The 10,374-nt window shown below is 61.3% G+C and carries 11 protein-coding genes and 1 pseudogene; 4 read left to right on the top strand and 8 right to left on the bottom strand.

Going from position 1 to position 10,374, the window contains the following annotated elements; genetic code table 11:
• Nucleotides 1-286 (top strand): annotated as a pseudogene (locus KBT70_RS05700) (ring-cleaving dioxygenase); the annotation flags it as partial.
• A 98-nt stretch (nucleotides 287-384) separates the two neighbouring features.
• Here the strand turns inward: KBT70_RS05700 and KBT70_RS05695 are convergent.
• The 4 genes from KBT70_RS05695 to KBT70_RS05680 form a co-directional block, all read right to left on the bottom strand.
• A complete protein-coding gene (locus tag KBT70_RS05695; RefSeq protein WP_296629622.1) occupies nucleotides 385-1,116 on the bottom strand; it encodes an amino acid ABC transporter ATP-binding protein in 732 nt (243 codons plus the stop codon).
• Nucleotides 1,113-1,787 (bottom strand): amino acid ABC transporter permease, encoded by a 675-nt coding sequence (locus tag KBT70_RS05690; RefSeq protein WP_296629620.1) that lies wholly within the window; start codon nucleotides 1,785-1,787, stop codon nucleotides 1,113-1,115. Before KBT70_RS05690 ends, KBT70_RS05695 begins: the two co-directional genes overlap by 4 nt.
• A gap of 8 nt (nucleotides 1,788-1,795) precedes the next feature.
• A complete protein-coding gene (locus tag KBT70_RS05685; protein ID WP_296629619.1) occupies nucleotides 1,796-2,560 on the bottom strand; it encodes an amino acid ABC transporter substrate-binding protein in 765 nt (254 codons plus the stop codon).
• 319 nt (nucleotides 2,561-2,879) lie between these two features.
• Nucleotides 2,880-3,851, bottom strand: coding sequence for a zinc-dependent alcohol dehydrogenase family protein (locus KBT70_RS05680; RefSeq protein ID WP_296629617.1), 972 nt, complete (start codon nucleotides 3,849-3,851; stop codon nucleotides 2,880-2,882).
• A 702-nt stretch (nucleotides 3,852-4,553) separates the two neighbouring features.
• Here KBT70_RS05680 and KBT70_RS05675 point away from each other — a divergent pair.
• Both KBT70_RS05675 and KBT70_RS05670 read left to right on the top strand, forming a co-directional pair.
• A complete protein-coding gene (locus tag KBT70_RS05675; protein WP_296629615.1) occupies nucleotides 4,554-5,954 on the top strand; it encodes an aspartate aminotransferase family protein in 1,401 nt (466 codons plus the stop codon).
• Nucleotides 5,947-7,335, top strand: a complete 1,389-nt coding sequence (locus tag KBT70_RS05670; RefSeq protein WP_296629613.1) for a glutamine synthetase family protein — start codon at nucleotides 5,947-5,949, stop codon at nucleotides 7,333-7,335. The genes KBT70_RS05675 and KBT70_RS05670 overlap by 8 nt, the downstream gene beginning before the upstream one ends.
• Before the next feature lie 52 nt (nucleotides 7,336-7,387).
• Here the strand turns inward: KBT70_RS05670 and KBT70_RS05665 are convergent, their stop codons facing one another.
• Nucleotides 7,388-8,224 carry an NAD(P)H-binding protein gene (locus KBT70_RS05665; protein ID WP_296629611.1) on the bottom strand — a complete coding sequence of 279 codons (837 nt, stop codon included), beginning with the start codon at nucleotides 8,222-8,224 and terminating at the stop codon, nucleotides 7,388-7,390.
• Nucleotides 8,221-8,658 carry a nuclear transport factor 2 family protein gene (locus KBT70_RS05660; RefSeq protein WP_296629609.1) on the bottom strand — a complete coding sequence of 146 codons (438 nt, stop codon included), beginning with the start codon at nucleotides 8,656-8,658 and terminating at the stop codon, nucleotides 8,221-8,223. The genes KBT70_RS05665 and KBT70_RS05660 overlap by 4 nt, the downstream gene beginning before the upstream one ends.
• 56 nt (nucleotides 8,659-8,714) lie before the next feature.
• Between KBT70_RS05660 and KBT70_RS05655 the strand changes: the two genes are divergently transcribed.
• Complete coding sequence (locus KBT70_RS05655; protein ID WP_296629607.1) at nucleotides 8,715-9,338, top strand: TetR-like C-terminal domain-containing protein; 624 nt, start codon at nucleotides 8,715-8,717, stop codon at nucleotides 9,336-9,338.
• Between the two features lie 176 nt (nucleotides 9,339-9,514).
• Here KBT70_RS05655 and KBT70_RS05650 read toward each other — a convergent pair whose 3' ends face one another.
• Complete coding sequence (locus tag KBT70_RS05650; RefSeq protein WP_296629604.1) at nucleotides 9,515-9,817, bottom strand: Atu4866 domain-containing protein; 303 nt, start codon at nucleotides 9,815-9,817, stop codon at nucleotides 9,515-9,517.
• An 8-nt stretch (nucleotides 9,818-9,825) separates the two neighbouring features.
• On the bottom strand, nucleotides 9,826-10,374 hold a 549-nt coding region (locus tag KBT70_RS05645; RefSeq protein WP_296629602.1), incomplete at its 5' end, for an SDR family oxidoreductase.

The following is a 10,374-nucleotide window of genomic DNA, read 5'->3' as shown; positions in this document are numbered from 1 at the left end:
ACTTCATCCTGATCTGGTGCACCGCGCGGTACTGCTTCGGGCCAATCAAGTTCTGGAGGCCCCCCCAATGGACGACCTTTCCGGAGCATGTGTGCTGATCCTTGACGGGCGCGACGACCGCTTGGTCGGCAATTCAATGATACTGGCAGAGGCCCTGCGTGCCCGTGGTGCAAAAGTCGATGACCGGCGTCTGTCTGTCGGTCACGCGCTGTCTGACACGGATGTATCCGAAGCCGCGGGATGGCTGCTGCAGGCGTATCCGGACGCAGGGGCGAATGGGCAATGAGCGCATAGGCGTGTCGGGAACGGCAGCCACCCCACTGATCCCGTGCCTGTGAGCCAGACGATCATGCGACGCTGAATCTATTGATTGGCGGATCGCGATCACCCAACCCGACGCAAAAAGCGCCGAAGCCGCTCGTCCTGCGGTGCGTCGAGCACTTGTTCCGGTGGGCCGACCTCGACGATGCGACCGCCATCCATGAACACCACCCGATCCGCAATCTCGCGGGCGAATTGCATTTCATGCGTGACGATGAGCATGGTCTGGCGCTGCTTGGCCACCCGACGCATCAGATCCAGCACCTCGCCGACCCATTCGGGATCAAGGGCCGAGGTCGGCTCGTCGAACATCATCAGGTCCGCGCCGATCGCCATGGCGCGCCCAATGCCGACGCGCTGCTGTTGTCCCCCCGACAGGGCAGCAGGGTAGCTCTCGGCCTTGGCGGCCAGCCCGGTTTCGGCCAGCACCTCCAGCGCGCGTTGCTCCGCCTGCTGACGGGATTGTCCCTGGACCGTGACGAGGGCCTCCATGATGTTTTCCTTCGCCGTCTTGTGGGCGAACAGCGCGTAGTTCTGGAAAACAAACGAAGTCGCCCGGCGCAGGGCAAGCACGTCGCGCTTTGACGCGTGTTGCGCATCGACCGAAACGTCACCCACCGTGATCGTGCCGGCGTCGGGACGGTCGAGGAAATTCAGACACCGCAAGAACGTCGATTTCCCCGTCCCAGAGGCCCCGATGATCACGACACGTTCGCCCGCCGCGATGTCGAAGTCGATCGTGTCCAACACCGTGGTGTCACCAAAGCGCTTGGTCAATCCGCGTATCGAGATCATCGCGCATAGGCCTTGTTCAGATGTGTCTCGAGCACTTTCTGGCCTTGGCTCAGCAACTCCACCATGGCCCAGTAGATCAGCGCGACGACAAGGAACGCCTCAAAATACAGAAAGCTGCCTGCGGCCTCCTTTTGCGCCGCGCCCATCATTTCGGTGACGCCAAGGGTGAAGGCGAGAGAGGTGCCTTTGATCATGTCGATGAAATAATTGACCAGCGTCGGCGCGGCAATCCGTGCCGCTTGCGGCAGGACAATCCGGCGCATCATCTGGGTCTGGGTCATCCCGATTGATTGTGCGGCCTCCCATTGCGACCGGTCCACGCCGATGATCGCGGCGCGGATTGCTTCGGCCATGTAGGCTGAGAAATGCAGGGTCAGGCCCATGATCGCGGCCGTTACACCGTTGATCTGGGCGAGCAAAGAAAAGACCTGCGGCAGGCCGTAATAGAACAGGAAAAGCTGCACCAGCAGCGGCGTGCCCCGGAAAAAGCTGATGAAGAGCATGACCAGCCAGTCCAGCACGGGAACCTTGATGACACGTTCCACCGCCATGAGTGACGCGAGGATGAGCGCGCAAACCATCCCCGCCACAGCCATGAACAGCGTCAGCGGAACATATCCGAGGATCACGGGCACAAGACCCACCATGTAGTCAAGGTCAAGTGCCCGCATGTCTCAGCTCACTTTGCAACGGGCGCCGTAATGTCGGCGCCGAACCATTTTTCCGAGATCTCGGCAAGCGTGCCGTCTTCTTTCAGCGTCGTCAGCGCCGCGTCGACCCTGTCGCGCAACGCCCGACCCTCGTCGGTATCCCGGAACGGTAGCGCGTTGCGGATTTCCGAGAACGGCGAACCGGCAAGTTCGAGCGGCAGGGGGCTTTCCTCGATCACTTGTGCCGAGGACACGCGGTCCATCACGAAGGCATCCACGCGACCCAAGGCGGTGTCCTGCTCGATGTTCGATTCATAGGTGCGGATGTCGATCTCGTCCGCATAAGGCAGGTCCCGCAATAGCTGCTCGAAATTCGAGCCGAGATTCACGGCAACGCGTTTGCCGCGCAGGTCTTCGACCCCCGCGATGTCATCATTGCCTTTACGGACGATCACCTGCGCACCGTCGATGACATAGGGCTGCGTAAAGGCAAAGGCCTTCTCACGCTCGGGCGTGATGGTGATCTGGTTGGCGATTGTGTCGATCCGGCCCGCTTCCAGAGCGCCTACGAGCCCCGAAAAGGACATGGTTTCGAACGCGATTTCAATATCCGCTTGCTGCCCAACGGCGTTCATCACGTCGACCTCGAAGCCCTGCAACTCGTCCTGACGGACAAAGGTGAATGGGAAATAGCCACCTGACATTCCGACGCGCAGCGTGTCGTTCTCTTCGGCTATGGCGGGCCCGTGGACGGTGGCCGACACTATTGCGGCCATGACAAGGGTTCTCAGCATCGTTGATCTCCTGCTGCTGTTGGCCACTGACGTGCATATTTCAGCGCCCTTTATCAACCGGGCGATCAAAATTGAGAGTGAAATTCCACGCGGCTTGGACCTGCCAGACTGCCGTCCGCGAAAGAGGGCGGCACATTGAGCCGGTATTCCGGGTTTGCCGCTGCCTTCTGGACATTATGCCCGACGACCTTGTCCGAGACCCGAGAATTACCTTGTGCGCATGCTTCGGCGCCCACTTTTGTTGTTGGCCCCGTGAGGAGAATGCCAAGAAGGGCGTAATCGGACGACGATCCCGCGCTCCGACTTGGGAGTTCTGCCTCTAAACGGTCACGACCACTTTCCCGCGCAGGCCGTTGGCCGATCCAGCCTCAAGATGCGCATGCGCTTCGCCGATACGCGCGAGCGGGAAGGTCGCGCCTATAACAGGCCGCACCAAGTCGCGCTCCACAAGGCGGGTCAGCGCATCGAGCTTTCCTCGGTTCTGACGTGTAAAGAGGAAGTGATAGGACGCATTGCGACCCCAGGCTTCGATAAGGTTCTGGGGCTGCGCGATGTCTACCAAGGTCACAACCCGACCCAACTGCGCAAGAACCAACGGACTTCTGCTGAGAGCATCCCCCCCGATTGTATCCAAGACCAAGTCGACACCAACGCCGCCCGTGAGGTCGTTGATCGCCTCGACATAGTCTTGCGTATGGTAATCGATGGCAAAATCAGCACCCAGCTTCTTGACGAAATCGTGGTTTTTCTGACTTGCCGTGGTAAAGACTTGCGCGCCCATGGCTTTGGCAACCTGGATCGCGATGCTGCCGACGCCACCGGCGCCGCCATGGATCAGGACCGTCTCCCCTGCGCGAAGCTGCGCCCGCGTTTCGAATGCTTCCCAAACGGTCCCACCGACCAAAGTCAGGCTTGCGGCTTCGGGATGGCTGAGGTTCTTTGGTTTGCGCGCGATCAGGTCTACATTGGCGACATGCTGCTCGGCGTAGGAACCCTGCGCGCCGAAGATGAGAGGCGTGTAATAGACCTCGTCCCCAACCGCGAACTGGTTCACGTCGTCGCCGACCTCTTCGATGACGCCAGAGATATCATGGCCCGTGATCGCAGGGAGTGGCACGTACTCTGCATAGTCTCCGCGCCTGATCTGGTAATCCAGCGGATTGACGGCTGTCGCGTGAACCCGCACGCGCACATCCCGAGGCCCAACAGAAGGAACGGCCACGTCTCTCATCTCGAATGCATCGCTCCCTCCGAACTTGGTGAGCACGGCGGCTTTCATGGTATGGTTCATGGTCCCTCTCTCTTTTTTCGAAACTGCGATTACTGGCGGTGGCCGTCGGCGGGTGATCGCTAGGCTCGATCAGGAATGCGCGCGATCACTTTGATCTCAAAATCAAACCCGGCGATTTGCGGGAAACACAGCATTGCGGCTGGTCATGAGTTCATCCTCCGCATTCTGGCAAGGTTTGGTTTGGATGAACGAATACTAGCGCGTTCTCTTGGCCCCTGCGGCGCAGAAGCTGCCGCATTGGTGCCAATCTTGCTGCCTTCCTGAGAGGGTGGTGCTCGGTGAGTTCCAGTGTTTGGAATCTGATATCTGAGCCGCGCAGTTCCGGGTGGGGAGGCGAAATGCGAAGGACGCGGATGGTGTCCCAGTCTGCGGCTCCGCCCCACGATGGGCGTCGCCGCGGTGTAGGAACGTATCGCTCAGCAAACCGGCCCTTTCGCCTGATCTGCCCGCTTCTCACCTCAATCGTGCGATTGCTTCCACTTTTATGTCCTGTGGTCATCCGGTCGCTGCCTGTTTTTCCTGACCTCGCCTGTTGCCCGGTGCGGTAGGCAGGACGTAGACAGGGCGCGGTATCGAGCTGGATCAGCCTCGCTCACTCTTTCAAAACTGACGGGCAAAAGAATGTCTTGGCGTTGCGCTGAAACTTCTGGCAAAGGCAGGATAAACGTGGCTTGACGCCGCCTGTCCAGCCTAGGAGCCAGCATGACCGCAGACATCGCCGCCCCTTGCCAGACCGCTATCGCCGGTATCCGGACCGACCGCCTTCAGGCCTTTGTGGCAGATGAAAACGCGCGTTTTGTGGCGGAGCGGCCCCGCGCTCTGGCGGCGTATGAGAACGACAGCGCGGCGTGGCTGAACCGGGTGCCAATGCACTGGATGCGAGACTGGCCATCTCCCTTTCCTCTCGTGGTCGCGGCCGCGCAGGATGCGACGTTGGTTGATATCGACGGACACCGACTTGATGATTTTTGTCTTGGCGACACAGGCTCGATGTTCGGGCACGCGCCTGCTCCGGTGACCCGTGCAATCCGGGATCAGGCGGCGCGCGGGCTGACGTATATGCTTCCGTCCGAGGCCGCGCTGCGGGCGGGTGCGTTGATGTCGGACACCTTCGGGCCGTTCCGCTGGCAGGTCACGCTGAGTGCGACCGATGCAAACCGCAATGCGCTACGGGTTGCTCGCGCGGTGACGGGCCGCCGCAAGGTGCTGGTCTTCAACGGGTGCTACCACGGCACGCTCGAGGATACGATGGTCGAGCTTAGATCAGGTCGCACAATCGCCCGGCGAGGGCTTGTAGGTCAGGGGTTCGACCTGACCACGGGCGCTGTCTGTGTCGAGTTCAACGATCTGGACGCGGTCGAAGACGCCCTGAAGGCGGGCGATATTGCAGCCATCCTGACCGAGCCGGTGATGACCAATTCTTGCATGGTCCTGCCACAGGATGGGTTCCTTGAAGGCCTGCGCGGGCTGGCCGATTCCCACGGCGCGCTTTTGATCATCGACGAGACCCACACCCAATCCAGCGGTTACGGCGGCTATACCCGCCAGCACGGGCTACGCCCGGATATCTTCGTGATCGGCAAATGCGTTGCGGGAGGTATGCCGATGGCACTTTGGGGAATGACCGATTCGGTTGCGGACCGCTTTGCCGCCTATGATGCAGATCGACCTGCCGGGCATTCCGGGATGGGCACGACGCTGGCGGGTAATCCGATGCAGTTTGCCTGTCTTGAAGCAACGCTGCAGGAGGTCGCCACTCCGCAGGCCTTTGCCTCTATGACCGTCGGGGCAAAGCGGTTGGCCACAGGTCTTAAGACTGCAATCGAGGCGGCGGGTTTGACCTGGCATGTGGTCCGGGTCGGGGCCCGCGTAGAATTTATCTGCGCCCCCGGTCCTCTGCGTAATGGAACCGAGGCGGCGGCCGCGCATCACCCAAAGCTGGAAGGTGCGCTGCACTTGGGCCTTTTGAACCGGGGCTGTCTGATCGCGCCTTTCCACAACATGATGCTTGTCAGCCCGGTGACGGCGGACGCACAAATCGACAGGCTGATCGCGGCATTTGCCGATGTTCTTTCTGCATTGACAGGAGACACCCATGGCTGACACCTGCCCCTCGGGCGCGACTGTGCGAGAGTGTACGGAATTTCTGGCCGCACATCCGCAGATCGAGGCGATCGACATTGTCCTGCTCGACTCGAACGGCATCGGCCGGGGCAAGATTATCCGGCGGCACGAGCTTGAAGGGCTCTATCGCAACGGGCGGCATCTGCCGATCTCGATCCTCGGGCTCGATGTGGTGGGCGAGGATGTGGATGAAACCGGCCTAATCTGGGACACCGGCGATGGCGACTTGAGGGCCTGGCCGGTGCCCGGATCACTGGTTGCACAGCATGGTACGACCCCGCACCGGGCTGAGTTGCTGCTGTCGCAATACCATCTCGATGGTACGCCGATGCTGTCGGACCCACGCCATGCCCTGCACCGACAGGTCACCGCACTGGCAGAGATGGGCCTTTATCCCACGGCCGCGCTAGAGCTGGAGTTCTTCCTGCTCGATCCCGAACGGGACAGTGAGGGCCGTGTGCGGCCCGCGGCGGACGTGCTGGATGGTCGCCGCTCGGCCAAGACCCAGGTCTACTCGGTGGATCACCTGATCGGCATGCAGCCCCTGTTCGCTGACATTTATGCTGGTGCAGCCCTCGCCGGGATCACGCTCGAAACGCTGATCTCGGAATATGCGCCGGGCCAGTACGAACTTACACTGCAGCACCGGGTCAATATCATGCAGGCGGTGGACGATCTCGCCCGGCTCAAGCGGATCGTCCGCGCGCAGGCGCGTCGTCACGGAGCGGTCGCCTGTTTCATGGCCAAGCCGCTTGCGAACTACGCAGGGTCTGGCATGCATCTGCATCTCAGCCTCTGCGATTCAGAGGGCCGAAACATGTTCAGTGAGGAGGAAGGGTCTGGCTGGACCGACCTTTTGCGCCATGCCATCGGCGGAGTGCTCGCGACGATGGGCGAGAGCATGTTGGTCTTTGCACCACATGCCAACAGCTGGCGGCGCTTTGCCAACCAGAGCTATGCTCCGGTGGCGCCGACATGGGGCTTCAACAACCGGTCTGTAGCGGTGCGCGTCCCGGCAGGCCCGCGTGCCGCACGCCGCATCGAACATCGTCTGTCAGGCGTGGATGCTAATCCGCATCTGGTGGCGGCAACGGTGCTGGCAGCTGTCCGCAAGGGGATCACCGAACGCATCGACCCCGGCCCGGAAACCACAGGCAACGGCTATGAAAGCGACAGGGCAGAGGCCCTGCCGCGCGACTGGAACGCCGCCATCGGTGCCGCGCGGGCCTCAACCTTTTTGAAAGAGGCCCTTGGAGAAGAGATGCACCGCACCTTCACCGCCGTAAAAGCTGCGGAATACGCCCGCGTGGCCCGCATGATCCCAGATGTGGATTACGACCTTTACCTGCAAACCATCTAACTCAATCTGACGGCTGGGCCTTGCGTGAACCAAGCCGCAACTGCCCCGAACTTCACTTTCCATACTCGAAGACGCCGTGCGCAAAGTCGCGGAATGACGTGGGCCGCTGCCCGGTCATCTGTTCAACGCCCAGTGTCGTGCAGTCTTCAGCGCCCGCCGCGATATGTGCGTCCATACCCGTGAGCGTCTTGGCGTAGTCAGGCGGAAGGCCCTGCGCCACGAAGCGCGCTGTCAGAGCGGCAGGATCAAGAGAAATGTGGCGCACCGGCCTGCCAACGACATCGGTGATGATGGCCGCGATATCGTCGTAGCTCAATGCTTCCGGCCCCGTCAGCACGACGTCGGAATTGAGGGGCGTCTTGGCAGTCAGGGATGCGGTGGCCGTTGCGGCAATGTCCTCGGCGTTGATGAAGCCGACACGCCCTGCGCCCGTGGCGGAGTAGATGATCCCTTCTTCTCGGATCGTCGCGGCGTGCGGTCCTTCCGAGAAGTTCTGCATGAACCAGGAGGGGCGCAGCACCGCCCAATCAGGGGCGCTTTCTGCCAACCATGCGTGAACCTCACCCATCATGGGGCCTCCGGGCTCCAGAAGCGACGAGCTGAGCAGAACGAAACGCCGAACGCCCCGTTGCACCGCCTCCTCCAGAAGGGGTTGCATGACGGCCAAGTGGTCGCTGCGATCGGTCGGCGCGACAAGGTAGACCGCATCACATCCATCGAAGGCCGACGCCGAAGACGGATCTGCCCAATCAAAGCCCCTGTCCTGCAGGCCATCGGGCGTCCGTGTGCCGATCGCGACGTTGATGCCCATCGCGGTCAGGCGGGACGCAACGCGCCGGCCTGTCTTGCCCTTGCCTCCGGTGATGAGGACCCGCTCGACCACCATCATGCTGCTCCGTCATACGCAGCGGCGGCAGCCTCGGTGCAGCCCAGGGCTGTCAGCACGACAAGCGGGTTCCAATAGTCGCGGTAGTGCGCAATGCGCCCTCCCCGCACAGTGACCACCGAAATGTACTTCTGATTATAGGGAGCACCGGTATTCACGCCCGCGCCGTTGCAGGAAAACTCGAAGACCACCGTATCACCATCAGCATGCACGCCGCCGAGCTCCATCGGCCCGAAGATGAGCAAAGGGCCGAGCTTTTCGAGATGCGCCGAAAGGGCAGCCTTGCCTTCCAGCCGCTTTGGCAGCCCGTCAGGCGCATAGGGGAACTCGAAGATCACTTCATCTGTGAAAAGACCGAGCAAACTGTCCGCAGAGGCGAGCCGGTCACCTAGCGCCGCGCGAAGCAGGTCAGAGAAACTATCGAACTTGTCAGCCATGATGGAACCTCATATGGTTGGAACGGTAACGTATCGACCACATAGGAGAACTTTCGTTGGAACACAACCGTTCCGTCGTTAAATCCCGACGAAAACCTTCCGGGGCTGCCGTGCAACGTGCCGATCTGACCGAGGCGCTATATCGCGCTTTCTTCGAGGAATGGGCGGAACGCGGCTTTGCCGCCATAAGCCTAGAAAGGGTTGCCGCCAGAGCCGGGGCCGGCAAAGCCGCGATCTACCGGCGCTTTTCGTCGCACCACGAATTTGCAGTCGCGGCAGTGTCAACGATCGGTCTGACGATCGCCATGCTTGACGACCACGGAAGCCTGGAGGCCGATGTACTTGCCTTCCTGACCCGCCTGAGAGTGGTCCTTCGCCATCCCATGATCCGACGCATCCTACCGGATATTCATGCAGAGGCTGCGCGGTCCGCTCCGATGAGAGATCTGAATACTCAGGTGGCCAAAGCGCGCCGGGAGCAGGCACAGGTGGTTCTCGACCGCGCGATTGCGCGGGGAGAGTTGGACCCGGCCGTCGACCGCGATCTGGCCCTCGATTTGCTTCCCGCACCGCTTTACTGGCGTATGGTGGTTTTGGGGGGCACCCCGACGCGCGGCCAACTTGCGGCCGAAGCAGTCGCAATTGTTGCGGCACTACGGGCTTCCTCGCGCCGGTGCTGACCCTCTTGGGCAAGTCAGTCCTCCCGACGGCTCTATGGCTGTTTTCGGCTGGCCAGATTGAAATCCATTAGTGGTGAGTATCCATTTGGTCCGGAGACCTGCGTCGGCTCCCCTCAGGTGGGAGAGCCGACGACTTCCGGATTGAAACGGGAGAGAATTTGCCAGCGTGATCGCGGTTACTTCCGATAGAGAACCATACCGGCATGATGCAGGACGCCCGGTTCAACGAAGTCACCGTCGGCGGTAAAGCCGCTGTCGTCCCAGTATTCGATATGTGTGCCGGTGATCTCATAGCGACCTTGGTAGGCGCGTTCCCGTTCGCCGCGGGCCTCGACGTAGCGGCCGTTCGGCAGCAATTCGTGCCGGATGTGGTTGTCGGCGGTGACCCACATCCCGACATAGGGATGCGGCGCATCGGCTCTGGCGAACTCTGCGTTGAAGGCAAGAAGGGTGGTGGCGAGAAGGGTCGATTTGCTCATGGTGGACCTCAATTCACGGATGCGGTGGGGCGGATGGTGATTTCGGTTGTGTCGACGCTCAAAGGTGCCTCGATCAATTGGCGCACGGCGCGGGCGATGTCGGAGGGCTGGAGCGCGATGGCGCGGTAGTCGTCCATCAGCGCCAGTGTCTCCTTGTGGGTGATGGTCGATGCGAGGTCGCTCTCCACCACGCCGGGGTTCACGCAAGTGACACGGATTGCGCGGCTTTCCTGACGCAGCCCATCCGAGATTGCCCGAACCGCAAATTTTGTGGCGCAATAGACGGCCGCCGTCGGCACGACTTGCAGCGCGCCGATAGAGCCGATGTTGATGATCTGGCCCTCGCCTTGCCGTTCCATGACCGGAAGGACGGCGCCAATCCCCCACAACACGCCTTTGATGTTCACATCCACCATCCGCTCCCATTCGTCGAATTTGAGGGCGGACATGGGCGACAGCGGCATCACGCCAGCGTTGTTCACCAGCACGTCGATGCGGCCCCAGAGGTTGAGCGCGGTTTGCGCAAACTCCTGCATGGAGCCTAGATCGGTGACATC

This window comes from Roseovarius sp. (assembly GCF_018066915.1).
In the GTDB taxonomy this organism is placed as follows: Bacteria; Pseudomonadota; Alphaproteobacteria; order Rhodobacterales; family Rhodobacteraceae; genus Roseovarius.
The sequence above is the reverse complement of the archived record's forward strand: the minus strand, read 5'-3'. Positions and strand labels throughout refer to the sequence as shown.

Bases quoted from the DNA above. Each gene is read 5' to 3' on its own strand.
- KBT70_RS05695 (WP_296629622.1), bottom strand. From the start codon at position 1,116: ATGATCTCGATACGCGGATTGACCAAGCGCTTTGGTGACACCACGGTG.
- KBT70_RS05690 (WP_296629620.1), bottom strand. From the start codon at position 1,787: ATGCGGGCACTTGACCTTGACTACATGGTGGGTCTTGTGCCCGTGATC.
- KBT70_RS05685 (WP_296629619.1), bottom strand. From the start codon at position 2,560: ATGCTGAGAACCCTTGTCATGGCCGCAATAGTGTCGGCCACCGTCCAC.
- KBT70_RS05680 (WP_296629617.1), bottom strand. From the start codon at position 3,851: ATGAACCATACCATGAAAGCCGCCGTGCTCACCAAGTTCGGAGGGAGC.
- KBT70_RS05675 (WP_296629615.1), top strand. From the start codon at position 4,554: ATGACCGCAGACATCGCCGCCCCTTGCCAGACCGCTATCGCCGGTATC.
- KBT70_RS05670 (WP_296629613.1), top strand. From the start codon at position 5,947: ATGGCTGACACCTGCCCCTCGGGCGCGACTGTGCGAGAGTGTACGGAA.
- KBT70_RS05665 (WP_296629611.1), bottom strand. From the start codon at position 8,224: ATGATGGTGGTCGAGCGGGTCCTCATCACCGGAGGCAAGGGCAAGACA.
- KBT70_RS05660 (WP_296629609.1), bottom strand. From the start codon at position 8,658: ATGGCTGACAAGTTCGATAGTTTCTCTGACCTGCTTCGCGCGGCGCTA.
- KBT70_RS05650 (WP_296629604.1), bottom strand. From the start codon at position 9,817: ATGAGCAAATCGACCCTTCTCGCCACCACCCTTCTTGCCTTCAACGCA.